Source organism: Martelella sp. AMO21009 (assembly GCF_053484295.1).
On sequence record NZ_JBAKFR010000017.1, the window covers coordinates 1 to 24,213 of the forward strand.

The following is a 24,213-nucleotide window of genomic DNA, read 5'->3' on the forward strand; positions in this document are numbered from 1 at the left end:
AACTTCCGTTGCCTCAGTAAGAATCGACGGAAACCTTGTCGCATCGACCTGAAGGCGAAGCCTTCAGAAAGTACGATGCGCACTTAATGTCAAACACCGAAGTGTTCATACACACCTTAGACCGCGCATCACTGCGCAATGTCCAAGCAGTTTCCTAAAACGTGACCGCTTCTAAGTCTCTTCTCAAGCCACCCGAAGGTGACCCGAAACAAAGCCGCTCGCCACGTTTCTCTTTCTTCACATATTCAATTGTCCAAATAACCGACGGAAATTTTCCGTCACAAATCCACTCTCGGCCAATCTGTTAAGCTCAGCCTGACGAAGCATTTAAGCCTGTCGGAAGATTTTGTTTCGAACCGTAGGCCCCGCTTCAGCGCCGCCCCGTCGTTCGGTGAGGCGGCTTATAGACCCACCTCTTCCCGATCGTCAACAACGCAATTCGAAAAAAAATGACATTTTTGTTATACTATTGAATTTCAATGATAATTTAGTTCGACCGGCGCCGCTCCTCGAAAATCGGGGGCTGCAAGGGGGAAACACCCGGGCTGGCGATAGCCGGATATGACAGCGCCTTCAATATGCCATCTTCAGACGAGACATTTGCGCCGCTGTACGGATCACCGACAGCGGGACGGGGTCAACCATATAGGTGCGGGTTTGCGGACGGCTCTCGTGGCGCGTCCCGTTTTTCGCCGAATGGATGCGGGCCTCGCCTCTTTGATGTGAAGCTCTTCCATATGGTGGCGCTTCTCCCGCGCAAACCTGCTCCACCGTGCCCCGGCGCGCCCGTGGCGGTTTGACTAATCGGCCGAATTTCGGCACATGGAAACGGGCGGATACGCAAATTACGATGCGAGACGACAGGCCTATGAAAATGAAAGACAATCCGGCGCGTTCCTTTGGCCGGCGAAATCCGATCGTCGTCGACGGCCGCACGCCGCCGGCGCGGCGCGACGTTTCGCTGCGCTGGCTCGCCGGCGTCTGCCTGACGGGCCTGACCAGCACCGCGCTGATGGCGGTCGCGCTTTCCGTCGCCGTCGACGGCCGCGAACGGCTCGCAATCCCCGCCTCCGCCTTTGCCAAGACCGCGTTGCCCGGTCCGGATGACAATGAAAGTGCGGCTCGCGGGGCGCGTCTGGTGCAGACCGCCGTCATCGCCAAGCCCTCGAACCGCCGCATCCTGCAGGTGCCGACTGCGGTGCGGCAGGGCGATAGCGACGTGGTTCACTACGAGCCGTTTTCCGAGGTCAAGATGGCGCTCGCCGCCAATTACGGCGAGACCCCTTCCTATCCGGCCTTCGATCCCTTCGCCGTGTTTTCCTCAAACGACGCACCGAGCGATGTCCAGCACGGCGCCGACGTAATTTACGACACGGATGTCCAGGGCGAGGTCGAGATCCGCTCGATCGCCTTTCCGATGACGCGGCCGGACGCGCCGTTCGCCGCCGACCTCAGCACCGAAGAAATCGAGGCAACCATTCTCGCCAACGAAGCCTCGCTGCAGGACAGTGTCAGCGAAATTTCGATGCTGAGCTATGTCGACCCCGACCGGTTTGAGCCGGAACCCAGCCTGTTGCCGCTCAAGCCCGCGCTCAGCGCCCAGATCATCGATGAGAATGTGTCGGTGAGCGCGCTGCAATCCGTGTTCACCCGTGATTTCAGCGACGACATCCTGCCGGTGCGACAGGCGGTGGAGACGTCGGCGCTTCTGACTGCGGCAGGCTATCCCCCGCCGCAGGCCAACGAACTTGGCCGGCTGATCCAGGAGGGCACGGGATCGGCGATGCTGAAGGCCGGCGACACGCTGCGCATCGGGCTCCTGCGCATGGGCCGCAACATGCGCGTCGTGCGCCTCAGCCTCTACCGCAACGGCGAGCATCGCATGACGATGGCGCTCAACGACGAGGGCCGCTTCGTCAAGGGCACGCCGCCGGCCATGAGCGATGCGGTTGCCAACGCCGCCGCCGACGAGACCGACCTGCTGCTCGGCACGGCGCAGAAGCCGGTTCGGGTCTATGACGGCATTTACCGGGCAATGCTGAGCTACGACCTGAACGAACAGATGTCGGCGCAACTGGTCAATCTTCTGGCGAGCAAGGTCGATCTGCAATCGCAGGCCTCGCCCGAAGACACGCTTGAGCTGTTCTTCTCCGATGCCGATCCCAAGGGCGGGGCGACGGAAGGGTCCGAACTGTTCTACATCGATGCGCAGATCGGCGGCCAGGACATCGCGCTCTACCGTTTCCGCGACCCGGAAACCGGCGCCGTGGACTTCTACGACAAGGATGGCCGCAGCATCCGGCGTTTTCTGCTACGCAATCCGGTGCCAAACGGCCGGTTCACGTCCGGTTACGGCATGCGCCGCCACCCGGTGCTGAAATATGCACGCATGCATCCGGGCGTCGACTGGGCGGCGCCGACAGGCACTCCGATCATCGCCGCCGGCGATGGCGTCGTGGAAAAGGCCGGCTGGGCCAGCGGATACGGCAACCAGACCATCATCCGCCACGCCAACGGCTACGAGACCTCCTACAACCACCAGAGCAAGATCGCCGGCGGCGTCAAACCCGGCGCACGCGTCAAGCAGGGCCAGATCATCGGCTATGTCGGGGCGACCGGCCTGGTGACCGGCGCGCATCTGCATTACGAGGTGATCGTCAACGGCAGCAAGGTCGATCCGATGAAGATCCGCTTCCCGAATTCCGACGCGCTGGCCGGCGAAAACCTCGCCCGCTTCCAGTCGGAACGCGCCCGCATCGACGCCCTGCTCGGCAACGACAATGCCGGCGGCCAGGTGGCCTCGAACACCAACTGATCGGCAAATAGCCGCGCAACAAAAAAGGGCCCGCCGGATGGCGGGCCCCTTCGTTTCACGTCGTCCAATTACGCCGCGTCTTCCAGCTTGCGGCCGGTGGTGAACACCAGCCGGTCGGAGCCGGCATCGACGCGCACATGGGTGCCGTCTGAGAGTTCGCCGCCCAAGAGCTTCTCGGCCAGCGGGTCCTGCACCGCCGTCTGGATCACCCGCTTCAGCGGACGCGCGCCATAGGCAGGATCGTAACCCTTGTCGGCCAGCCAGTTGCGGGCTTCCGGCGTGAGATCGAGCACGATCTTGCGATCCGACAGCAGCTTTTCCAGACGACCGAGCTGGATATCGACGATCTGGCCCATATCGTCCCGGCGCAGCCGGTGGAACAGGATGATATCGTCGACCCGGTTCAGGAATTCCGGCCGGAACGACGCCCGGACCACCGCCATCACCTGCTCGCGCGCGGCCTCGCTGTCCTCATTGTCGCCAAGCTGCGTCAGGAACTCGGCCCCGAGGTTCGAGGTCATGATGATGATCGTGTTGCGGAAGTCGACCGTGCGGCCCTGGCCGTCGGTCAGACGCCCGTCATCGAGCACCTGCAGCAGAACGTTGAAGACGTCCGGATGGGCCTTTTCGATCTCGTCGAACAGGACCACCTGATACGGCCGCCGCCGCACGGCTTCGGTCAACGCGCCGCCCTCGTCATAGCCGACATAGCCGGGAGGAGCGCCGATCAGCCGGGCCACGGAGTGCTTCTCCATGTATTCCGACATGTCCATGCGCACCATCGCCGTCTCGTCGTCGAACAGGAACCTGGCGAGCGACTTGGTCAGCTCGGTCTTGCCGACGCCGGTGGGGCCGAGGAAGATGAACGAGCCGATCGGCCGGTTCGGATCCTGCAACCCGGCGCGGGCACGCCTGACCGAGCGCGATACGGCCTGCACCGCCTCGCCCTGGCCGACGACCCATTTCGCGAGTTCGTCTTCCATTCTGAGCAGCTTGTCGCGTTCGCCTTCCAGCATCTTGTCGACCGGGATACCGGTCCAGCGGGAGACCACCTGGGCGATATTGTCCGGGGTCACGACCTCCTGCAGGATCGAATCCGTGACGGTATTGTCTTCCGACTCCTCCTCGGCCAGTTCCTTTTCCAGTTTCGGGATCGTGCCATAGGCAAGCTCGCCCGCCTTCTGGTACTCGCCGCCGCGCTGGGCAATCGCAAGCTCGTTGCGGGCCGTCTCAAGCTGTTTCTTCAGATCGGCGGCGCGGTTGAGCTTGTTCTTTTCCGACTGCCAGCGCGCCGTCAGCGCATCGGCTTCTTCCTCGAGCGAAGCAAGCTCGGATTCAAGCCGCGCCAGCCGGTCCTTGGAGGCCGTGTCGGTTTCCTTCTTCAGCGCTTCCCGCTCGATCTTGAGCTGCATGATGCGGCGATCGAGTTCGTCGAGCTCTTCCGGCTTGGAATCCACCTGCATGCGCACGCGGCTTGCCGCCTCGTCCATCAGGTCGATTGCCTTGTCCGGCAGGAACCGGTCGGTGATGTAGCGGTTGGAGAGCGTGGCGGCGGCAACAAGCGCGCTGTCGGCGATACGCACCTGGTGGTGCTGCTCGTATTTTTCCTTCAGCCCGCGCAGGATCGACACCGTGTCTTCGACCGTCGGCTCGGCAACCATGACCGGCTGGAACCGTCGGGCAAGCGCCGCGTCCTTTTCCACATGCTTGCGGTATTCATCAAGCGTGGTCGCGCCGACGCAGTGCAGCTCGCCGCGCGCAAGCGCCGGCTTCAGAAGGTTCGACGCATCCATCGCGCCATCGGCCTTGCCGGCGCCGACCAGCGTGTGCATCTCGTCGATGAACAGGATGATCTGGCCGGCTTCCGCCTGCACTTCGTTCAGCACGGCCTTCAGCCGCTCCTCGAACTCGCCACGATATTTCGCACCGGCAATCAGCGCGCCCATGTCGAGCGCCATCAGCTTCTTGTCCTTCAGGCTTTCCGGCACGTCGCCATTGACGATCCTGAGCGCAAGGCCCTCGGTGATCGCGGTCTTGCCGACGCCCGGCTCGCCGATCAGCACAGGATTGTTCTTGGTGCGGCGCGACAGGACCTGGATCGTGCGGCGGATTTCATCGTCGCGGCCGATCACCGGATCGAGCTTGCCGTCGCGGGCGTCCGCCGTCAGGTCGCGCGCATATTTCTTCAGCGCGTCATAGGCCTGTTCGGCGCTGGCGCTGTCGGCGGTGCGGCCCTTGCGGATTTCGTTGATGGCCTCGTTCAGGCCGTTCGGCGTCACGCCGGCATCGGCCAGCGATTTCGCGGTCGACGCGCTCTTTTCGATGGCAAGCGCCAGAAGCAGGCGCTCGACAGTGACGAAACTGTCGCCCGCCTTCTTGGCGGCCTCTTCGGCGGTGGTGAATACCTTGGCGAGCGGCTGGGCCAGATAAATCTGGCCATTGCCGCCGGAAACCTTCGGGATTTTCGCAAGCGCTGCATCATTGGCAAGCCGCGCCTTGGCAGCGTCCCCGCCGGCGCGCGCGATCAGCGACGCGGCCATGCCTTCCTCGTCGTCGAGCAGCACCTTCAGGATGTGCGCGGCGTCGAACTGCTGATGGCCCTCGCCCAGCGCATAGGTCTGCGCGGACTGCAGAAAGCCGCGGACCCGTTCGGAATATTTATCGAGATTCATGTTTCGTGCCTCCATTCCTCACCCTGCCCTTTGTGAAGCGACAGAGCGATGATTCAGGTCAACCCCCTCTTCTGAGGCGAGCCGATGACAGCGGCATTCGCTGCCGCCTGAAGCAGATATGGGAGCGGATTTCAGCCGTTTAAAGAGGCCGCGAAACAAATTCGTTGCAGATATGCAACAGGGGGTGGAAGCCGCCAAACGCGGTTTGAAACCGCCAGCCCCACCGGCGTCATCCTCGGGCTTGACCCGAGGATCTAAGCACCTCTCCATGCGACTGGCGTCACGGCTGACACCTTTCGTGGCGAGACCGCCTGCCCAAACGCCAACGCCGCTCGCGACCGGCGTGAATAGATCCTCGGGTCAAGCCCGAGGATGACGCCGAGAGGGGAGAAGCCCGTCGCGGCGACGGAACCAATCCAACGCTCCGTGGACGCAAGCGAACAGATTAGCTATGAGCGAAAATGTCGGTTTCTTCCCAGCCCAGAAGATCGAGCTTTGCCCGTGCGGGCAGGAACTCGAAGCAGGCGCTGGCAAGTTCCATGCGGCCGTCGCGGATCAGCCGTTCCATCAGCTTGTCGCGCAGGCGGTGCAGATAGAGAACGTCGGAGGCGGCGTATTGCAGCTGCGCCTCGGTCAGTTCCTCGGCCGCCCAGTCGGAGGATTGCTGCGCCTTGGAAACGTCGATATCGAGCATTTCCTTGAGATTGTCCTTGAGCCCGTGCCGGTCGGTATAGGTCCGGGTCAGGCGTGAGGCGATCTTGGTGCAGAACACATTGGCGGTGGTCACGCCGAAGGTGTGATAGAGCACGGCGATATCGAAACGGCCGAAATGGAAGATCTTCTGGCGCTCCGGATCGGCGAGCATGGCGACAAGGTTCGGCGCTTCCGTCTGCCCCGGCGCGATCTGGATCAGGTCGGCGCTGCCGTCGCCCGGCGATATCTGCACCACGCACAGCCGGTCGCGACGCGGAATAAGCCCCAACGTCTCGCTGTCGATCGCGATTGCGCCGGTGTAACGCGCCGCCTGTTCTGCCGGAATATCGTGTTTGTGCACGCGGATCATGTCGCGCATCTCCATCGCCTGTCTTGTCGTCATGAACCGGGTTCATAGCGGATTGGTCCGCGCGACGATACCCAAAAACGCGGAGGCCGCCGAGAACCTCGCCATGCCGCTGCCATGCAGGGGTGTTGTGCAATGCCGGCCAAGCGGTTATCGCATGAGGCAAGCCCGGCGGAGACACTCCGCTTCCTTCAGCGTACCCGGAAAGGACGGCCCATGACGCTGCTGAAACCCGTCCGCGCATTCTGGCAGCGCCACCGCGCGCTTTCCATCGCCTTTATCGGGGCCCTGCTTTTGACGCTGGCCTTGGCGCTCAAGACCGTGCTCGCGGTCTATTACTGGCACAGCCCCCGCGAGTTGGAGCTGAAGAGCTGGATGACGCTCGGCCATGTGGCGATGGTCAACGATATCCCCGTGCACGACCTCGCCGAGGCGCTCGGCCTCGATCCGGAACACAGCCGCCGCCTGCCGCTCTGGCGGATCACGCGGGAGCGGGGCGAGACACTGGAGGAACTGGAAGACCAGATCGCCGAAGCGCTCGACGAGCACGAACAGGCCGGCGACGATGAATGAACAGTTTCTGGCGCTGGTGCCGGTCTACGGCATTCCGGTCATGGCGCTCATCGTGTTTCTGGCCTGCCTCGGCATACCGATGCCCGCCGCCGTGATCATGCTGTTTGGCGGATCGCTGGCGGCCTCTGGCGATCTGCCGATGCTGCCGGCCATTGCCGCCTGTCTCGCCGCCGCCTGCACCTCCGACCAGATCGGCTACTGGGTGGGGCGCAAGGGCGGCGCGAAATATGTGGCGCGGTTCGCATCGCGCGGGCCCAAACGCCAGCGTCTGGTGGACCGCGCCCAGGACTATCTGGAACGGCGCGGCGTTTTCGCGATCTTCTTCACGCGCTGGCTGCTGGCCCAGATCAGCCCCTATATCAACCCGGTCGCGGGCGCTGCCGGCATGCGCTGGCGCGCCTTCACGGTCGCGGCCATCTGCGGCCAGACCGTCTGGGTGTCGACCTATAACATTCTCGGCTTCATATTCTCCCGCAACATCATCGCCGTCGCCCATGTCATGGGCAATGCCACCGGCTTTCTCGCAGCCGGCGTGATTTCGCTTGCGCTGTTCTGGTACATCACCCGCGTCCTGCACTTCTCGCTCAAGAAGCGCCGGCGCAAGCGCTACCTGAAGCCGCGCGGGAGGCGCTACCGTTCCTGAGGTTCATCAAACCGCAGCAAAAACGTCATCGGATTGTTATCAGGCGGGACTATCGCGGAAGCGCACTAATACCAAGGATCAACGATTAGAACTCATATGACCGGCGCGATTTTGAAAGCCGGCTAGGCGAAAACCGCAGACGTAGCCATAGCTACGGCGAGGATTTTCAACGACGCAGGCTTTCAAAAGCGCCCGGCCCTTTAGGGTGCGGCTGGAATGGCCACCGAGGGCGTCAAAATCCTCGCGCGATGCTCAAGCATCGCTCTGTGGTATTTTCCTACTCGAATGGCCATTCCAGCGCGCATCATATGGGTCCTAATCGTTGGTCCTTGGTATCACCCTTCCCGACACTCTTTAAAAGAGGTTCCCATGCGCGCCCGTCTCGCACTTCTCGCCGCCGCCACCTGCCTTGCAGGTGCCGCCAATGCCGCAACCATCTATCCGCTCGATCGCGCCACCGTGCTGTCATCCTCGCCCTTCGACTTCAAGGTCGAGCTGGATGCGGTCTATGACGCCGGCGATATCGACGTCACCGTCAACGGCAAGCCCTATGCCGAGGTCTTCGGCCAGGAAGCCGAATTCGTCGCCGATGAAAAGGGCAAGGATGACGAGAGCCTCGGCTCCGCCCTGATCCTGCGCGATCTCGCCATTGCCGAGGCCGGCGATTACGCCGTTTCCGTCACAGCCGGCGACGAGCAGAAGGACGTCACCTGGACCGTTTACGACACCCCGGAAACGCCCAAGGCCAAGAACATCATCTTCTTCGTCGCCGACGGCATGTCCATGGGCCACCGCACCGCTGCCCGCATCATGTCCAATGGCATGACCGAGGGCAAGGCGAACGGCCGCCTGAACATGGACGACCTCGACAACATGGCCACGATCGGCACCTCCTCGACCCATTCGATCGCGACCGATTCGGCCAACACCATGTCGGCCTACATGACCGGCCACAAGACCCGCGTGAACGCGCTCGGCGTCTATGCCGACCGCACGCCGGACAGCCTGGACGATCCCAAGGTCGAGACCATTGCCGAGGCGCTGCGCCGCCAGACCGGCAAGTCGATCGGCGTTGTCTCCACCGCCGAGATCGAAGACGCAACGCCTGCCGCCGTCGTCGCCCATACCCGTCTTCGCGGCGACAAGGCCGAGATCGTCGGCATGTTCTACGACGTCAAGCCGGAAGTCATCCTCGGCGGCGGTTCCGCCTACTTCCTGAAGTCCGATGTCGCCGGCTCCAAGCGCAAGGACGACAATGACTACATCGCCATGTTCGAAGACGCCGGCTACACCGTCGTCACCTCCGCCGATGAACTGGCGTCTGCCGAAAAGCCGGAAGGCGGCAAGCTGCTCGGCCTGTTCCACACCGGCAACATGGATTCGACGCTCGACCGCGAATTCCTGAAAAAGGGCAGCGTCGACAAGTTCCCGAGCCAGCCCGGCCTCGTGGACATGACGACGGCTGCCATCGACCAGCTTTCGAAGAACCCGGAAGGCTTCTTCCTGATGGTCGAGGCCGCCAATGTCGACAAGATGTCGCATCCGCTCGACTGGGACCGCGCCGTCATGGACATGATCGAATTCGACCAGGCCATCGGCGCCGCCATGGAATGGATGAATTCCAATCCGGATACGCTGATCGTCGTCACCGGCGACCACACCCACGGCTTCTCGGTGATCGGCACGATCGACGACGAGGTCGAGGCCGACGAGATGCGCAACAAGGTCATGACCTATGACGACGCCGGCTTCCCGAACTACACGGACGAAAACGGCGACGGCTATCCGGACCAGATCGACGTTTCCCGCCGTCTGGCCATGTTCGCCAACAACTTCCCCGACTATTACGAAACCTTCCGCCCGAAGATGGACGGTCCGTTCGAGCCGGCCGTGAAGGACGAGAACGGCCGCTACGTCGCCAACGAAGCCTACAAGGACGTGCCCGGCGCTGTTCTGCGCACCGGCAACCTGCCCTATGACGCCTCGACCGGCGTTCACGCCGTCGACGACGTCGTGCTGCAGGCCTCCGGCCCCGGCGCCGACGGCTTCAAGGGCTATATGGAGCAGTCCGACGTCTATGAAGTGCTGGCCGACAGCTTCGCCCTCGGCGCCAGCCAGAAGCAGTAAGCATCACCTTCGAAACGGGACCGGGTGGTTTTCGCCCGGTCCTCTCCTGCCAGGAGATTTGATCCGATGACCGCTCTGTCCCTTTCCCGCCGCAGCCTGCTTGCCGCCTTCGGCACGCTCGGCCTCGGCCTTGCCTTTCGCCCCGCCTTTGCAGCCGACGAACTGTCCTTCGACGATCTTTACGGCTCCTTCAGCCCGCTCGGCCTCAAATTCTCCGACAAGGTGAAGCAACTGACAGGGGAGAAGGTCTCGATCCGCGGCTTCATGGCCCCGCCGCTGAAGGCGGAAGCGAAATTCTTCGTGCTCTCGGAAATCCCGATGGCGCTCTGCCCGTTCTGCTCCTCGGATGCCGACTGGCCGGACAATATCATGGTCGTCTATCTCGACCGCAAGCAGACATTCACCCAGCCGAACCAGATGATCGAGGTGACCGGCACGCTCGAAAGCGGCTCCTGGGTGGACCCCGAGACCGGCTTCGTCAGCCAGCTGCGCCTGCGTGGCGCGCGCTACAGCAAGGTCTGAAACGACATATCCGAAAGGTCAGTCCCGATGCTGCCTCTCTCGCTCAACGATATCGCCGTCACCTTTCCGGGCCTCGACAGTCCGGTGCTGACGATCCCTAAGCTTGAGATCGCCGCCGGCGAACGGGTCGCAATCACCGGCCCTTCGGGCTCCGGCAAAAGCACGCTCGTCAACATCATCACCGGGCTGGAGCGGCTCGCCCATGGCAGCGCGCGCTGGGGCGACACCGAGCTTTCGACGCTGTCCGAAAGCGGACGGGACCGGTTTCGCGGCGAGAATATCGGCCTGATCATGCAGGATTTTCACCTGTTTCCGGCACTTTCCGCACTCGACAACGTGCTGCTGCCGGCAAGGCTTGCCCGCGCCGCCGGGGCGGAGCGCATCAAACGCGCGCACGACCTGCTCGACCGCGTCGGCCTTGCCCGTCACGACCAGAAGACCGGCACGATGTCGCGTGGTGAAATGCAGCGCGTGGCCGTCGCCCGCGCGCTGTTGCGCGAACCCGGCATCATCGTCGCCGACGAGCCGACGGCGAGCCTCGACGCCGCATCTGGCGAAACCGTCGGCCAGCTGCTGCTGGAGCTTGCAGAGGGCGCCACACTGATCGTCGTTTCCCATGACCGGCGGCTGATTGCACCGCTGAAGCGCGAGATATCGCTGCTTGCCGGCGCGATCGCCAGCGACGAGAAGAGAGGCTGACCCATGTTCCGTTTCATCCTCGCAGACCTCAAACGTCTCTGGGCCGGCTCCATCGTCATCGTCATCCTGATCATGCTGGCAACCGCGCTTGGCGTCGCCGTCACGCTGGAGGAGCGGGCGCTCCGGCTCGGCAGCGCCCGGGCTTCCGAAAAATTCGATCTCGTCATTGGCGCACCGGGAAGCGAAACCCAGCTCGTGCTCTCCTCGGTTTTCCTGCAGGCCGCCGACCTGCCGCTGATGGATGGCGACGTCCTGCCCGACCTTCAGGCCGACCCGCGCGTGGCCTGGGCCGCGCCGATCGGCTTCGGCGACAGCTATGCCGGCTATCCGATCGTCGGCACCACGTCAGAGTTGATCCAAAACACCACGCCGGGGTTTTCCGAAGGCGGTAATTTCGATCATCTGGGCGAGGCGGTAATCGGCTCGGCGGTCGACCTTGAAATCGGCGACACGGTGAAACCGCTGCACGGCACGGTCGAGACCGGCGGCCACACCCATGACGAACTCGCCTATACCGTTGCCGGCAGGGCCGAGCCGACCGGCACGCCCTGGGACCGCGCCATCTTCGTGCCGATCGAGGCCGTCTGGAAGATCCACGGCATGGAGGCGCATGAGGCCGAGGAGCATGAGCACGAAGCGGATGATCATGACCATGAAGCCGAACATGCGGATGCGGACCATGACGAAGACGCCGCTCACGATGATCACGACGAAGCCGGGCACGACGAGGACCATCATCATATCGATCCTTCCGCCCCTGTTGACGAGCACTGGCATGCGGGCGAAACGCCCGGCCTGCCCGCGATACTGGTGAAGCCGAAATCGATCGCCGATGCCTATCGGCTGCGGCAGGACTACCGCGGCGACCACACGCTCGCCGTCTTTCCGGCCGAGGTGCTCACGAAGCTCTACGCCACGCTCGGCGACGCCAAACAGGTGCTGACCGCGATCGCCGCGGGCGCGCAGGTGCTGGTGGCCGCGGCGCTCATGCTGGTCACCGTCATCCATGTGTCCCAGCGCCGGCGCGAGATCGGGGCGCTGCGCGCTTTCGGCGCGCCGCGCGGCGCGGTGTTCACGATCGTCTGGAGCGAATTATTCCTGCTGGTCGCGCTCGGCATCGCGCTCGGCTATGCGGCGGGCCTTGCGGCGGCGCTTGCGATCGCGCGGTCGATCACGGCCGAGCGCGGCGTGTCGCTTCCGGTCGAGTTCACGAGCGCCGATCTCGGCTCCGCCGCCGTGCTGGTGGCGGTCGCGGCCGTGCTTTCCGCCCTGCCCGCGCTGATTGCCTATCGCCAGTCGCCGGCGGCCGCCCTGAAAAACTGAGACGGCGGGTGCGGCTGGAGACTGTCCGGCAGGCTGGCGACCTTGACAGCGGTCGCCGCTGGGAACAGTTTCGGAAGACGCGGCACAAGCTGCGCCGCCCGCCTGAAAGCCCGCCATGCAAGAAATATTCAACAGCGTCATCCCGATCTTCGCCCTCATCCTGATCGGGTGGGTCGCCGTCAAGGTCCGCTATCTGCCTGCGACAAGCGCCGGCGTGCTTTCGGGCTTCGTCTACAGGATCGGCCTGCCGGTGCTTTTGATGCGCACCATCGCCAACGCCGATTTCACCGGCGCCGATCCGTTGCGCATATGGGCCGTCTATTTCGCGAGCGTGGCGATCGCCTGGATCGCGGCCGCCATGGTTTCCCGCTTCGTGTTCGACCGCGACCGCGTCTCGGCCGTGATCATAGGGCTGTCCGGCACGTTTTCCAATCTGGCGCTGCTCGGCATTCCGCTTGTCAGCCATGTGGCGGGCGAAACCGCGCTGGTGGCGCTTTCGATCGTGCTTGCGATCCACATGCCGGTGCTGATGGTGACCGCCACAGTGCTGGCCGAACGCGCAAAGGCGCGGGAGGGCGGGGCCACCAGCGACCCGGCGCGCCTCGCCGCCACCGTCGGCTACAACCTCGCGACCAATCCGCTTGTCATCGGCCTCATCATCGGCGCGGCGATGAATCTCAGCGGTCTGCAACCGGCGGGACCGCTTGCCACCATCATCGCGATGCTCGCGGGCATCGCCGCGCCCGTGGCGCTGGTCTCGATCGGCATGACGCTGGCGCAGTACAAGGTCGCCGGCAATGCCGGGCTTTTCTCCGCGATCACCGTCATCAAGCTCGCCCTGCTTCCGGCTCTGGTCTTCGCCCTGTCGCACGCTGCCGGCCTGCCGCAGCCGATCATGGCGGGACTGGTGCTGGGCGCATCCTGCCCGGCGGGCGTCAACGCCTTCCTGCTTGCCGACCAGTTCGGCACAGGCCGCAACATCGCAGCCTCCACGATAACGCTGACCACGCTCCTCGGCGTGGTGACCGTCAGCCTCTGGGTGCTGCTGCTGGGGTATTGAGAGGACGGCGGGGACGGAAAAGAAACGGAGCCTGAAGCCCCGTCAGTGATCAACAACTCTCCTGCCAGACCCTCCCGTCATGCCGGCCTTGAGCCGGCATCCAGGGCCATATTGGCAATGCCTCGAACTTCCTCATTTGCCCTTTGTGTTGCCCTGGGTCCCGGATTCAGCAGGTCTATTGCGAATACTCGCCGTGTTGCCTGGATCCTCGTGTCGAGCACGAGGATTGTTTGTTTGAAGACAGGTCTATCAACAAACTGAAAACGGGGCCCGAAGCCCCGTTTCGTTTATTCTCTACTGAGACTGCTCGACCTCAGCCGCGCCGGGCGGCGTGGCCTCGGGGGTGTCGGTCGGCTCGGCCGTTGTGCTCTGCGGGTTGGCGGTGCCTGCGTCGGCATCACCGGCCGCCTCGTCCGTTGCCGCCGGGGCCGGTTCGTGACCCTGTGACGGCGGCGCTTCGTTGCCTTCGGTCACGTCGGCTGATCCGTCGCCGGTTGCGGCACCGTCATCGGTCGCCGCGCCATCTTCGGCCGCAGCAGCGTCGTCTTCGGCCGGCGGCTCTGGGAACGGCACCGGATCGTTCGACATGGTGCTGAGATAGGCAATCAGGTCGGCGCGATCCTTGTCGGAGGAAAGGCCGGCAAAGCCCATAGCCGTACCCGGAACGTCCTTCTTCGGCGCCTTGATGAAGGCGTTCAGGTTCTCATAGGTCCAGTGTTTGCTGCCGCCCTCGGAAAAATCCTGCATCGCTGCGGAATAGGAAAAGCCTTCATGGCTGGCGATCGGGCGATCGACGACGTCCCAAAGGTTCGGGCCAACCTTGTTGGGCCCGCCCTCGGTGTCGGTGTGACAGGCCTGACAGCGCTTGAAAACGCGTTCGCCGGCTTCGGCATTGGCATCGACGAGCAGAACGGCGATCGGCGTTTCTTCCTCGACGGCCGGGGCGCCGCCGCCCGGGGTCTCGGCAACCTCGATGACGAAACCTTCCTTTTCGGGATGGTGCGGGTCGAAGATCGCTTCAGAGATGAAAGAAACCGTCATCAGGACGAAGACCGTCCCCAACAGGGCCGCAAGGACCATATTGAGATTGAATTTCATTGCGTTGCCGCTCCCCTTCCGTCCAGCCTCTCTACCGGACACCTTGCATTCTTGCAGAACCTATGTCTTTTGATGCCGCGATGCAACGCCGCATCGGCATGCACACCGGCCCGTCAGACTGTCAGTGGCAAATTAACGGAGAGCTTGCAAGTGGCGATCGACAAATCCGATGAAACGATCATTCTTATTCCCGCCCGGATGGCCTCCACCCGCCTTCCCGGCAAGCCGCTCGCCGATATCGCCGGCCGGCCGATGATCGTCCATGTCGCCGAACGCGCGCGCGAATCAGGCATGGGCCGCGTCGTCGTGGCCGTCGATGACGAGGCCGTGTTCAAGGCGGTCGAGGCGGCCGACTTCGAGGCGGTGATGACGGGCATGGCGCACCAGTCCGGCTCCGACCGCATTCACGAGGCGCTCGGCAAGGTCGATCCCGACGGCCGCGCGCAACTGGTCGTCAATGTCCAGGGCGACCTGCCGACGCTTGACCCGGCGCTGATCCAGGCTTCGCTTGCCCCGCTTTCCGACCCCGCTGTCGATATCGCGACGCTGACGGTCGAGATCACCGATGAGGCGGAAAAGACCGCTTCCCAGGTGGTGAAGCTCGTCGGCTCGCCGGTCGGACCGACGCGGCTGCGCGCGCTTTACTTCACCCGCGCGACCGCCCCCTGGGGTGAAGGGCCTCTCTACCACCACATAGGACTTTATACCTATCGGCGCGCCGCCCTTGAGCGCTTCGTCACGCTGCCCGTCTCTCCGCTGGAAGGACGCGAGAAGCTGGAGCAGTTGCGCGCCCTTGAAGCCGGCATGCGCATCGATGCCGAGATCGTCAGGACCGTGCCGCTCGGCGTCGATACCGCCGAAGACCTCGCAAAGGCGCGCCGCATACTGGAAGGTGTCACCTCATGATCATGAAAACCAACCGCATCTCGTTCCAGGGCGAATACGGCGCCAATTCCGACATGGCATGCCGCGACATGTATCCCGACATGGAGCCCCTGCCCTGCAAGACCTTCGAGGATGCCTTCCTGGCGGTCGAGAACGGCGATGCCGACCTGGCGATGATCCCGATCGAGAACACGCTGGCCGGCCGCGTCGCCGATATCCATTACCAGCTTCCCGATTCGCACCTGTCGATCATCGGCGAATATTTCATGCCGATCCGCTTCCAGCTGATGGCGCTGCCGGGCGTGAAGCTCGACGACATCAAGACCGTGCACAGCCACATCCACGCGCTTGGCCAGTGCCGCAAGATCATCCGCCGCAACAAGTGGAACGCGGTGATCGCCGGCGATACGGCAGGCGCGGCCATGCTGCTGCAGGAAAAGGGCGACCGTTCCATGGCGGCGCTCGCGCCCCGCCTCGCCGCCTCGCTCTACGGTCTCGATATCCTTGCCGAAAATGTCGAGGACAGCGAGAGCAATATTACGCGGTTCGTGATCCTGTCCGACAAGGCGAAGCGGGCGGAGCGCAATGGCGAAGACCGCACGATCGTGACCACCTTCATCTTCAATGTCCGCAATATTCCGGCAGCGCTCTACAAGGCGCTTGGCGGCTTCGCCACCAACGGCATCAACATGACCAAGCTGGAAAGCTACCAGATCGGCGGCAAGTTCATCGCCACCCAGTTCTATGCCGATATCGAGGGACATCCCGACGATCCGGCGGTGGCACGGGCGCTGGAGGAACTCGAATTCTTCACCGAGAAGGTGCGCATTCTCGGCGTCTATGAAGGCCACCCGATGCGCCGCCACCTGCAGTCGCTGGACGACATGGCGTAATTGCACAACCCCGGGCGGTTCGCCGCCCGGGGTCTCGGCCTCAATCGTCCGGCTGGCAAACGCGGATGCGGTGGCCGTCTGGATCGGCGATCACGAAGGTCGGGCCGAAAGCCGCCGTGACCAGCGGCTGGAGGATCGTCATGCCATCCTGCTTGACGCGGCGATAGAGCGCTTCGACGCCGCCCTCGCCGGCCGCCATGATGCCGATTTCGGCCGAGCCGGGCCCGCCTTCCGCCGGCGGATGCGCCGTCGCCTTGCGCCACAGGCCGAGCGTCAGTCCGGTATCGGTTGTGAGCGATGAAAAGCCGTCGGAAAGCGCCATCGGCGTCAATCCGAGAAAATCGGCGTAGAACTGAGCGCTCGCCTTCGGGTCTTCGACATAGAGAACGACAAGGTTGAGAGGAAGTGCGGTCATTGGGTTTCTCCTTCGTTTGCAAAACCGAGGAGATCCTTAAGGCGTGCCGGTGACAGCTTCCGTCAGCAGTCGTCAGAGATAGTTCATCTGCCGCCGCCACTCGGCCAGCAGCACGGCGCGGCGCTTTGGATAGCGTTCGCCGGTCTCCGTGAGGCTTGCGATCCGGTCGGTGCGGAAATGGCGGAAATCCTGCCTGAGCTCGCACCAGCCAACGACGACGCGCACCCGCTCGAAATAGGCGAGGCCGAACGGCCAGATGATCCTGCGCGTGATCGCGCCGGTCTCGTCGCTGTAGCCGATGTCGAGTTTCCTTTCGCGGCGGATCGCGCTTCGAAGCGCCGCGATATCGGCCTTCTCCTCCGCGATCGCGCGCGGACCGACAATCAGCGCCGTTTCATCCACCGCATCGGAAAGCTCCGGCGGCAGCACGGCCGCGATCTTGGTCAAGGCGGCGTCCGCGGCTTCGGAAAGCTTGGCATCGGTCGATCGCGCCACCCAGCGGCTGCCGAGCACCAGCGCCTCGATCTCCTCCTGCGAGAACATCATCGGCGGCAACAAGAAACCCGGACGCAGCACATAGCCGAGCCCCGCCTCGCCCTCGATCGCAGCGCCCTGGGCCCTCAGGCTCGCGATATCACGGTAGAGCGTTCGAAGGCTGATGCCGAGTTCATCGGCAAGATGCGTGCCCGTTACCGGATAGCGATGCCCGCGCAGGACCTGCAGCAGCGCCAGCAGCCGTTCCGAGCGCGAACCGGCCATGCCTACTTCCAGTCGAGGAAATCGCGCACCAACCGATAGGCGATCGCGCCTTCCGCCGGGGAATTGATGCCGCCCTGATGAGTGCCGTCAACGATCGCGGCAAGCTCGTCGCGCGAAAACCAGCGACAGTCTTCAAGCTCGGCATCATCCGGGCTGATATCGAAGCTCTCGGCCTTACCATAGCAGCCGAGCATCAGCGAGTGCGGCATCGGCCAGGGCTGCGAGGCGTGGTAGCGCACCGCGCCGACGCGAATGCCGGATTCCTCCAGCGTCTCGCGCCGCACCGCATCCTCGATGGTTTCGCCGGGCTCCAGAAAGCCGGCGAGGCAGGAATAGCGGCCGGCGGGAAAATGCGGGCTGCGGCCGAGCAGCACGCGGTCGGCCGCCTCATCCACGATCAGCATGATCACCACCGGGTCGGTGCGCGGAAACATCATGTTGCCGCAGGCCGTGCATTCGCGGCGGAAGCCACCGGCGGCCGACTTCGATGGCGAACCACAGCGGCCGCAAAAGGCATGATTGTCGGTCCAGGCGTTGAGGCTGACGGCGAGCGCAAAGGCGCCGAGCGTGGCCTCGTCGAGCAGGCTTTCGCTATAGGCGGCGCGGGTGGTCAACACTTTCAGGTGCCCCGGCAGGGCTTCGGGGTCAAGGCCGAGCTTGATCGAGATCAGCGGCGCGCCCGAGGGCTCGCGCCCGAGCAGGATCGCGCTTTCGGGATCAGGAGAATACTGCGCCAGTTCGTAGCGGGCGAAATAGGGATCGAGCACCTGACGCTCATGCTTGACGATGCCCTTGCCGCCGGCAAAGCCGAGGAAGCGGGCATTGGGTTCGGCGGCGGCCTTTTCCAGCGTTTCCTCGTCGCGGTGTTCGCTGTCACGGATGATCTTGCAGCCGGCAAAGGCGGTCAGCGCGCTCGGGTCCTCATGCGGGCCGGCCTTGAAGAACAGTGATGTCATGCCATTGCCTCTGCAATCTTGCGCGCCAGGGCCGCGCAGTCGTCATCGGTGCGCGGTTCCGGCGTGCCGTAGCCCCAGATCGGGCCCGGCCAATTGACATCGCCCTCGAACCGGGCAACGACATGGACATGGAGCTGGCGCACCATGTTGCCGATTGCCGCGACATTGATCTTGGTTGCCCCGGTGACGGTTTTCAGGGCCTTCGCCGCCTCATTGACCTCGAAGGTCAGCATGGTCTGGTCGAGCGGCGCCAGATCGAACATTTCCTCGACCCCGGCGCGCTGCGGCACCGCCAGCAGCCAGGGCCAGCGCGCGTCGCGCATCAGCCGCAACTGGCAAAGCCCCAGATCGGCGATCGCCATGCTGTCGCGCTCAAGACGCGGATCGATCTGAAATTCCTGCATGTCATTCCTTCGCAATTACTCGTCTTATTTCTATCAAATGGTAAGGCGACGGCAAACGCTAATCCGCTGCGCCGTGATATCCGGCATCTGCCCGGCCAGATTTTTTCGCCGCCAAGCTTGCATTCATCGGCTGAATTGACGATATGTCCGGGCGGGAGGCTGGTGGTGGACGTGCCACTCGCCAACCGGGTCAGGTCCGGAAGGAAGCAGCCCCAACGAGTTGTGTACGGGTCATCGTGCCGGCCTCCCACCCTATCGACGGATCGTTCCGGAGACGCCATGAGCCTCGAAAGCGTGCGCGCCCATCTCGACACGGCAGCCCCCGACATCGACATCATCGAGACCGAAGCCTCCAGCGCCACGGTGGAAGAGGCCGCAAGCGCCCATAACGTCGCCCCCGCCCAGATTGCCAAGACGCTGTCCTTCAGCGTGAAGGATGACGTGTTTCTGCTGGTCGCGCGCGGCGATGCGCGGATCGACAACAAGAAGGCCAAGGCGGCCTTTGGCGGCAAGGTGAAAATGCTGCCGCTGGATGAAGTCGAGGCGATTACCGGCCATCCTGTCGGCGGCGTCTGCCCCTTCGGTCTGGCAAACCCGATCCGGGTTTATTGCGACGAGAGCCTGAAGGCGTTCGACGAGGTGGTGCCGGCCGCAGGCTCCCGCAATGCCGCGATCCGGATTTCGCCCGACCGGCTTGCCGAAATCACCGGCGCCCAATGGGTCGATGTCTGCGCAGACCCCGCAGCCTGACGTCGGCCTCAGAAATTCTGTGCATTTCGCCGAAAGCTCTGCCAGACTGAGCCGCACTCTGTGACAGAGCCGCACGGCTTGGGCTATTGTTGAAAACCCGGTCGAAAACCGGACAGGAAAGGTGGCAATGGCCGAGAACGAACAGCAGCGCGACGCCGGATACCGCGTTCTGGCGCGCAAATACCGCCCCAAAGACTTCTCCGACCTGATGGTCGGACAGGAGGCGATGGTGCGCACGCTGACCAACGCCTTCGAGACCGGGCGGATCGCGCAGGCCTATATGCTGACCGGGGTGCGCGGGGTCGGCAAGACCACCACCGCCCGGATTCTCGCCCGTGGCCTCAATTACAAGACCGACACCGTCGACAAGCCGACGATCGACCTGAAGGAAATCGGCGAGCACTGCCAGGCGATCATGGAAGGCCGCCATGTCGACGTGATCGAGATGGACGCCGCCTCCCATACCGGCATCGACGATATCCGCGAGATCATCGATCAGGTGCGCTACCGGCCTTCGACCGCGCGCTACAAGGTCTACATCATCGACGAGGTTCACATGCTCTCCAACCAGGCCTTCAACGGCCTGCTGAAGACGCTGGAAGAGCCGCCCGAGCATGTGAAATTCATTTTCGCCACCACCGAAATCCGCAAGGTTCCGATCACGGTGCTATCGCGCTGCCAGCGCTTCGACCTGCGCCGAATTCCGGCCGCCGATCTGGTGCGGCTGTTTTCCACCATCGCCGCCAAGGAAGAGGTCGAGATCGAGGACGAGGCGGTGCAGATGATCGCCCGCGCCGCAGAAGGCTCGGCCCGCGACGGGCTGTCGCTGCTCGATCAGGCGATTTCGCATGGCAGCGGCCATGTGGAAGCATCCGCCGTGCGGGCGATGCTGGGCCTTGCCGACCGTGCCCGGATCGTCGATCTGTTCGGCCATATCGTGACCGGCGATGTCGCCGCCGCACTTGCCGAATTCCAGTCGCAGTATGAGGCCGGGGCCAATCCGGTGGTCGTGCTCAATGATCTTGCCGATTTCACCCATCTGGTGACGCGGCTGAAATATGTGCCGGAGGGCGCGGAAGACGTGTCGCTGAGCGAGATCGAACGCAGCCAGGGCACGGCCTTCGCCGAAAAGGTCGCAGTCTCCGCTCTGTCGCGCATCTGGCAGATGCTCCTGAAGGGCATTCCCGAGACCGAAAACGCCGCCCGCCCGCTGGGCGCCGCCGAAATGGTGCTGATCCGCCTCGCCCACGCCGCAAGCCTGCCCTCGCCGGAAGATGCCGCGCGCAGACTGCTGGCGCTGGAGGAAGGCGGTTCTGCGGCCGCAGGTTCCGCCCAATCCGCACCGCCGGCCGGTCGTCCGCAGGCTGGCGGCTCCGGCGGCACGAACGCCGTTTCCGCCCGCCAGACCGGCGAAGCGCCCCGGCAATCGGCCACCGTCACCATGCTGCATCCGCAAAGCGCCGAGGCCCGCCAACCGGAGATCGCGCCGCAGCCGGAAACCGCGGAGCCCGAGCCGGAGCCCGCCCCCGAACTGCAGAAAACCTCGGCGATCAAATCGCTGCAGGACATCACCGATCTCTGCTCGAAGAACCGCGCGATCAAGATGCGCTCGGAAATCCGCAATTTCGTGCGGCTGGTGCGGCTTGAGCCGGGACGGCTGGAAGTCAACCTTCTGCCCGGCACATCCGCGACTTTTCTCAACGATCTCGGCGCGAAGCTTCGCGAATGGACCGGCGAGAGCTGGTTCGTCAGCCTCAGCAAGGAGGCCGGCGCGCCGACACTGCTGGAGGCCGAGGAGGCCGAGCGCGAGCAGCGCTTCCGCGATGCCCGCGAGGACCCGGACATTGCTGCCATCCTGAAATTCTTCCCCGGCGCGGAAATCCGCGATGTGCGGGTGCGCGCTGAGAGCGAAACGGCGGACACCGCCGATGGCGATGCGCCGGACGCCGCCGTCAACGAAGACGGCGACGTGCTGCCGGAAGACGATATCGACGAATAGAAACAACACTCTAAGGAGACGACATGCGCGATCTGATGGGCATGATGGGCAAGGTCAAGGAAATGCAGGCCAAGATGGAGCAGCTGCAGGAAGAGATCGCGGCCGCCCGCGTGGAAGGCGTTTCCGGCGGCGGCATGGTGACAATCGAGATGACCGGCAAGGGCGACATGCTGTCGATCAAGATCGACCCGAGCCTGCTTGCCGGCGACGAGGCCGAAATGCTGGAAGACCTGATCGTCGCCGCCCACCGCGACGCCAAGGACCGCGCCAGTGAGAAGGCGGAGGAAATGACCAAGGAACTGACCGCCGGCCTGCCGATCCCGCCCGGCATGAAGCTGCCGTTCTGAGGATCAACCCGTGACGCTCGGCGCGCTCGCCCTGTTCGCCATCACGCTGTTCGTCGCCGCCGGCTCTCCGGGGCCGAGCGTGGCAGCCCTCGTCGCCCGCGTCTTGTCGCGCGGGCATCGCGATGTCTTGCCGTTTCTGGCGGGCATGTGGTTCGGCGAAGCATTGTGGCTCGCGCTGACAGTCTTCGGGCTGGTGGCCATCGCCACCGCTTTCCACGGCGTGTTCGTGGCGATCAAATGGGCGGGCGTGGCCTATCTTCTATGGCTCGCCTGGAAGATGTGGTTCGCAAGGACGGAAACCGCCGGCGCGGACCTGCCGCAGGCAAGCTCCGGCTGGAAGATGTTCCTCACCGGATTGAGCGTCACGATCGGCAATCCGAAGATCATGGTGTTCTATGTGGCGCTGCTGCCGACGATCCTCGATCTTGCCAGCGTCACCCTCGTCGGCTGGCTGGAACTCACCGTCACCCTGCTGATGGTGCTCGCCGTCGTCGATCTCTCATGGGTGTTCCTGGCCGCCAGAGCCCGCCGCCTGCTGAAAAGCCCCCGCGCCATGAAGATCGCCAACCGCCTCAGCGCCGGCATGATCGGCGGCGCAGCCGTGGCGATCGCGACGCGATAGGGCGGGAAATGGCTGGGTCCTTGCGGACTGCGTGCCCCCCTCATCCGGCCTTCGGCCACCTTCTCCCCTCAGGGGAGAAGGGCGGCGCTTCGCGTTTGATGACAGTGCCTGACGGATACTCAGAGAATGCCCCACGCTCCCCCTCTCCCCGTGGGGAGAGGGTGGCGCGAATGCGCCGGGTGAGGGAGCGGCGTTTGCGGCCAATAACTGAACTGCGCCTTGTCCCCAGAGGTGCGTGGGTGAGGCCCGACGCATTACCAAAACCATCAAAGCAGCGTGGGAATTGAGGACAGTCCTTTCTCTCACGCCGGATAATGTTTCCATTACCCGCCGCAATCAGCTAAAGCGCACCCATGGCAAAGCGAGTCACCGGTCCCGAAATCGAAAAACTGATTCAGCTTCTGGCGAAGGTGCCGGGGCTTGGGCCGCGGTCGGCGCGGCGCGCGGCGCTGCATCTTATCAAGAAGCGCGACCAGTTGATGGGCCCGCTTTCCGGCGCGATGCAGGATGCCTATGACAAGGTGAAGATCTGCTCCACCTGCGGCAATGTCGACACCGCCGATCCCTGCACCATCTGCACCGATCCGACCCGCGACCAGGGGCTTGTCATCGTCGTGGAAGATGTCGGCGATCTGTGGGCGCTGGAGCGGGCGGCAGCCCTCAACGCCGCCTATCACGTGCTCGGCGGCACGCTGTCGCCGCTTGATGGCATCGGGCCGGACGACCTCACCATTGCTGCCCTTGTCGACCGGGTGAAGGCAGGCGAGGTGCGCGAACTGATCATCGCCGTCAACGCCACGGTCGAAGGCCAGGCGACCGCCCACTACATCACCGATCAGCTCGAAGGCCTCGACATCAAGGTCACCCGGCTTGCCCATGGCGTGCCGGTCGGCGGCGAACTCGACTATCTCGACGAGGGCACGCTGGTGGCGGCACTCAGGGCGCGCACGAGCCTGTAACCGGGCGCCAAGCGGTCAACCGTCTCGATCGGCCGCCTCGATCAGCGCCTCAAGGTCTTCGCCGCCTGTCCAGTGGAACGCGCGCCAGCCGTGCGCCCGCGCCGCCTCGACATTCTTGAGCTGATCATCCACCAGAACATGATCCGCCCGGGCAAAGCCGCTCTTTGCCTCGGCTGCCTCGAAGAAAGCCGGATCCGGCTTCTTCGCGCCAATCGCCGCCGAATAGACGATCCCGTCGACGCGATCGGAAAGCTTGAGCTGCGCCATCAGATATTCGGCGCGCAGGTGCTCCTGATTGGTGGCGAGAAAAATGCGGGTTCCTCGCGCGCGCAGCCGGTCGCAGGCCGCAAGCACATCATGGTCGATCGCCGAATCGCGCTCGAACCAGTAGGCCATGAAATCATCCGGCGTAACCGGCGATGCCAGCACCGGCAGGCATTCCTCCAGCACATCTCGCAGCGCCTTCCTGCCGGCAACGATTTCCGGCCAGTGCGGAATGAAGAAATGCTCTTCAAGCATGTCCGGGTCGATGCCCAGATCGCGCTTGATATCGCGGGCCCAGGACTGGCCGTCCGGACCGCTGATGACGACGCCGTCGACATCCAGCATCAGGCACTTGGTCATGTCGCTCA

General features: G+C 63.9%; 23 protein-coding genes and 1 other RNA gene. 16 read left to right on the forward strand and 8 right to left on the reverse strand.

Annotated features, from left to right (window positions below):
• The first annotated feature begins 868 nt into the window (after positions 1-868).
• Positions 869-2,815 (forward strand): M23 family metallopeptidase, encoded by a 1,947-nt coding sequence (locus tag V6766_RS16860; protein WP_448468423.1) that lies wholly within the window; start codon positions 869-871, stop codon positions 2,813-2,815.
• A 68-nt stretch (positions 2,816-2,883) separates the two neighbouring features.
• On the opposite strand, the gene clpB is transcribed toward V6766_RS16860, so the two are convergent.
• Both clpB and V6766_RS16870 read right to left on the reverse strand, forming a co-directional pair.
• Positions 2,884-5,487, reverse strand: coding sequence for an ATP-dependent chaperone ClpB (gene clpB / locus V6766_RS16865; RefSeq protein WP_448468425.1), 2,604 nt, complete (start codon positions 5,485-5,487; stop codon positions 2,884-2,886).
• Between the two features lie 445 nt (positions 5,488-5,932).
• Positions 5,933-6,559 (reverse strand): ribonuclease D, encoded by a 627-nt coding sequence (locus tag V6766_RS16870; protein ID WP_448468597.1) that lies wholly within the window; start codon positions 6,557-6,559, stop codon positions 5,933-5,935.
• A gap of 204 nt (positions 6,560-6,763) precedes the next feature.
• Between V6766_RS16870 and V6766_RS16875 the strand changes: the two genes are divergently transcribed.
• The 7 genes from V6766_RS16875 to V6766_RS16905 all read left to right on the forward strand — a co-directional run bounded on the left by V6766_RS16875 (position 6,764) and on the right by V6766_RS16905 (position 13,494).
• Positions 6,764-7,120, forward strand: a complete 357-nt coding sequence (locus V6766_RS16875; RefSeq protein ID WP_448468427.1) for a hypothetical protein — start codon at positions 6,764-6,766, stop codon at positions 7,118-7,120.
• Positions 7,113-7,763, forward strand: a complete 651-nt coding sequence (locus V6766_RS16880; RefSeq protein WP_448468429.1) for a DedA family protein — start codon at positions 7,113-7,115, stop codon at positions 7,761-7,763. Before V6766_RS16875 ends, V6766_RS16880 begins: the two co-directional genes overlap by 8 nt.
• 369 nt (positions 7,764-8,132) lie before the next feature.
• Positions 8,133-9,890, forward strand: coding sequence for an alkaline phosphatase (locus V6766_RS16885; RefSeq protein ID WP_448468431.1), 1,758 nt, complete (start codon positions 8,133-8,135; stop codon positions 9,888-9,890).
• 66 nt (positions 9,891-9,956) lie between these two features.
• Positions 9,957-10,412, forward strand: a complete 456-nt coding sequence (locus V6766_RS16890; RefSeq protein WP_448468433.1) for a hypothetical protein — start codon at positions 9,957-9,959, stop codon at positions 10,410-10,412.
• Between the two features lie 27 nt (positions 10,413-10,439).
• Positions 10,440-11,111 carry an ABC transporter ATP-binding protein gene (locus tag V6766_RS16895; RefSeq protein ID WP_448468435.1) on the forward strand — a complete coding sequence of 224 codons (672 nt, stop codon included), beginning with the start codon at positions 10,440-10,442 and terminating at the stop codon, positions 11,109-11,111.
• A 3-nt stretch (positions 11,112-11,114) separates the two neighbouring features.
• Positions 11,115-12,434 (forward strand): FtsX-like permease family protein, encoded by a 1,320-nt coding sequence (locus V6766_RS16900; RefSeq protein WP_448468437.1) that lies wholly within the window; start codon positions 11,115-11,117, stop codon positions 12,432-12,434.
• 115 nt (positions 12,435-12,549) lie between these two features.
• On the forward strand, positions 12,550-13,494 hold the full coding sequence (locus tag V6766_RS16905; protein ID WP_448468439.1) for an AEC family transporter: 945 nt from the start codon (positions 12,550-12,552) through the stop codon (positions 13,492-13,494).
• Positions 13,495-13,788: 294 nt separating this feature from the next.
• Here the strand turns inward: V6766_RS16905 and V6766_RS16910 are convergent, their stop codons facing one another.
• Positions 13,789-14,592: a c-type cytochrome gene (locus tag V6766_RS16910; RefSeq protein ID WP_448468441.1), complete on the reverse strand. Its 804-nt coding sequence runs from the start codon at positions 14,590-14,592 to the stop codon at positions 13,789-13,791.
• Positions 14,593-14,742: 150 nt separating this feature from the next.
• Here V6766_RS16910 and V6766_RS16915 point away from each other — a divergent pair, with 150 nt between their 5' ends.
• Together V6766_RS16915 and V6766_RS16920 are read left to right on the forward strand one after the other, a co-directional pair.
• Complete coding sequence (locus tag V6766_RS16915; protein ID WP_448468443.1) at positions 14,743-15,498, forward strand: 3-deoxy-manno-octulosonate cytidylyltransferase; 756 nt, start codon at positions 14,743-14,745, stop codon at positions 15,496-15,498.
• On the forward strand, positions 15,495-16,370 hold the full coding sequence (locus V6766_RS16920; protein ID WP_448468445.1) for a prephenate dehydratase: 876 nt from the start codon (positions 15,495-15,497) through the stop codon (positions 16,368-16,370). The genes V6766_RS16915 and V6766_RS16920 overlap by 4 nt, the downstream gene beginning before the upstream one ends.
• Positions 16,371-16,410: 40 nt before the next feature.
• Here V6766_RS16920 and V6766_RS16925 read toward each other — a convergent pair whose 3' ends face one another.
• From V6766_RS16925 to V6766_RS16940, 4 genes are all read right to left on the reverse strand, one after another.
• Entirely contained in the window at positions 16,411-16,785 is a 375-nt protein-coding gene (locus V6766_RS16925; protein ID WP_448468447.1) for a VOC family protein, read from the reverse strand.
• A 72-nt stretch (positions 16,786-16,857) separates the two neighbouring features.
• Positions 16,858-17,544, reverse strand: coding sequence for a helix-turn-helix transcriptional regulator (locus V6766_RS16930; RefSeq protein ID WP_448468449.1), 687 nt, complete (start codon positions 17,542-17,544; stop codon positions 16,858-16,860).
• Positions 17,545-17,546: 2 nt separating this feature from the next.
• Entirely contained in the window at positions 17,547-18,500 is a 954-nt protein-coding gene (gene nudC / locus V6766_RS16935; RefSeq protein ID WP_448468451.1) for an NAD(+) diphosphatase, read from the reverse strand.
• The gene (locus V6766_RS16940; RefSeq protein WP_448468453.1) at positions 18,497-18,904 is read right to left on the reverse strand and encodes an HIT family protein; all 408 of its coding nucleotides are present in this window, start codon (positions 18,902-18,904) and stop codon (positions 18,497-18,499) included. The genes nudC and V6766_RS16940 overlap by 4 nt, the downstream gene beginning before the upstream one ends.
• A gap of 154 nt (positions 18,905-19,058) precedes the next feature.
• On the opposite strand from V6766_RS16940, the gene ffs reads away from it, so the two are divergent.
• From ffs to recR, 6 genes are all read left to right on the forward strand, one after another.
• An RNA gene (gene ffs, locus V6766_RS16945) (signal recognition particle sRNA small type) lies at positions 19,059-19,155 on the forward strand.
• A gap of 28 nt (positions 19,156-19,183) precedes the next feature.
• Positions 19,184-19,654 carry a YbaK/EbsC family protein gene (locus tag V6766_RS16950; RefSeq protein ID WP_448468455.1) on the forward strand — a complete coding sequence of 157 codons (471 nt, stop codon included), beginning with the start codon at positions 19,184-19,186 and terminating at the stop codon, positions 19,652-19,654.
• A gap of 127 nt (positions 19,655-19,781) precedes the next feature.
• Positions 19,782-21,653, forward strand: a complete 1,872-nt coding sequence (locus V6766_RS16955; RefSeq protein ID WP_448468457.1) for a DNA polymerase III subunit gamma/tau — start codon at positions 19,782-19,784, stop codon at positions 21,651-21,653.
• Positions 21,654-21,676: 23 nt separating this feature from the next.
• On the forward strand, positions 21,677-22,000 hold the full coding sequence (locus V6766_RS16960; RefSeq protein WP_448431971.1) for a YbaB/EbfC family nucleoid-associated protein: 324 nt from the start codon (positions 21,677-21,679) through the stop codon (positions 21,998-22,000).
• A 10-nt stretch (positions 22,001-22,010) separates the two neighbouring features.
• Positions 22,011-22,622: a LysE family translocator gene (locus V6766_RS16965; RefSeq protein WP_448468459.1), complete on the forward strand. Its 612-nt coding sequence runs from the start codon at positions 22,011-22,013 to the stop codon at positions 22,620-22,622.
• Positions 22,623-22,975: 353 nt separating this feature from the next.
• On the forward strand, positions 22,976-23,581 hold the full coding sequence (gene recR, locus V6766_RS16970; protein WP_448468461.1) for a recombination mediator RecR: 606 nt from the start codon (positions 22,976-22,978) through the stop codon (positions 23,579-23,581).
• A gap of 15 nt (positions 23,582-23,596) precedes the next feature.
• Here recR and V6766_RS16975 read toward each other — a convergent pair whose 3' ends face one another.
• Positions 23,597-24,205: an HAD-IA family hydrolase gene (locus tag V6766_RS16975; RefSeq protein ID WP_448468599.1), complete on the reverse strand. Its 609-nt coding sequence runs from the start codon at positions 24,203-24,205 to the stop codon at positions 23,597-23,599.
• Positions 24,206-24,213: the final 8 nt, after the last annotated feature.

Bases quoted from the DNA above. Each gene is read 5' to 3' on its own strand.
- V6766_RS16975 (WP_448468599.1), bottom strand. From the start codon at position 24,205: ATGACCAAGTGCCTGATGCTGGATGTCGACGGCGTCGTCATCAGCGGT.
- V6766_RS16920 (WP_448468445.1), top strand. From the start codon at position 15,495: ATGATCATGAAAACCAACCGCATCTCGTTCCAGGGCGAATACGGCGCC.
- V6766_RS16925 (WP_448468447.1), bottom strand. From the start codon at position 16,785: ATGACCGCACTTCCTCTCAACCTTGTCGTTCTCTATGTCGAAGACCCG.
- recR (WP_448468461.1), top strand. From the start codon at position 22,976: ATGGCAAAGCGAGTCACCGGTCCCGAAATCGAAAAACTGATTCAGCTT.
- V6766_RS16880 (WP_448468429.1), top strand. From the start codon at position 7,113: ATGAATGAACAGTTTCTGGCGCTGGTGCCGGTCTACGGCATTCCGGTC.
- V6766_RS16890 (WP_448468433.1), top strand. From the start codon at position 9,957: ATGACCGCTCTGTCCCTTTCCCGCCGCAGCCTGCTTGCCGCCTTCGGC.
- V6766_RS16860 (WP_448468423.1), top strand. From the start codon at position 869: ATGAAAATGAAAGACAATCCGGCGCGTTCCTTTGGCCGGCGAAATCCG.
- V6766_RS16930 (WP_448468449.1), bottom strand. From the start codon at position 17,544: ATGGCCGGTTCGCGCTCGGAACGGCTGCTGGCGCTGCTGCAGGTCCTG.
- V6766_RS16955 (WP_448468457.1), top strand. From the start codon at position 19,782: ATGGCCGAGAACGAACAGCAGCGCGACGCCGGATACCGCGTTCTGGCG.
- V6766_RS16900 (WP_448468437.1), top strand. From the start codon at position 11,115: ATGTTCCGTTTCATCCTCGCAGACCTCAAACGTCTCTGGGCCGGCTCC.
- V6766_RS16905 (WP_448468439.1), top strand. From the start codon at position 12,550: ATGCAAGAAATATTCAACAGCGTCATCCCGATCTTCGCCCTCATCCTG.
- V6766_RS16895 (WP_448468435.1), top strand. From the start codon at position 10,440: ATGCTGCCTCTCTCGCTCAACGATATCGCCGTCACCTTTCCGGGCCTC.
- V6766_RS16940 (WP_448468453.1), bottom strand. From the start codon at position 18,904: ATGCAGGAATTTCAGATCGATCCGCGTCTTGAGCGCGACAGCATGGCG.
- V6766_RS16910 (WP_448468441.1), bottom strand. From the start codon at position 14,592: ATGAAATTCAATCTCAATATGGTCCTTGCGGCCCTGTTGGGGACGGTC.
- nudC (WP_448468451.1), bottom strand. From the start codon at position 18,500: ATGACATCACTGTTCTTCAAGGCCGGCCCGCATGAGGACCCGAGCGCG.
- V6766_RS16960 (WP_448431971.1), top strand. From the start codon at position 21,677: ATGCGCGATCTGATGGGCATGATGGGCAAGGTCAAGGAAATGCAGGCC.
- V6766_RS16870 (WP_448468597.1), bottom strand. From the start codon at position 6,559: ATGCGCGACATGATCCGCGTGCACAAACACGATATTCCGGCAGAACAG.
- V6766_RS16885 (WP_448468431.1), top strand. From the start codon at position 8,133: ATGCGCGCCCGTCTCGCACTTCTCGCCGCCGCCACCTGCCTTGCAGGT.
- clpB (WP_448468425.1), bottom strand. From the start codon at position 5,487: ATGAATCTCGATAAATATTCCGAACGGGTCCGCGGCTTTCTGCAGTCC.
- V6766_RS16950 (WP_448468455.1), top strand. From the start codon at position 19,184: ATGAGCCTCGAAAGCGTGCGCGCCCATCTCGACACGGCAGCCCCCGAC.
- V6766_RS16875 (WP_448468427.1), top strand. From the start codon at position 6,764: ATGACGCTGCTGAAACCCGTCCGCGCATTCTGGCAGCGCCACCGCGCG.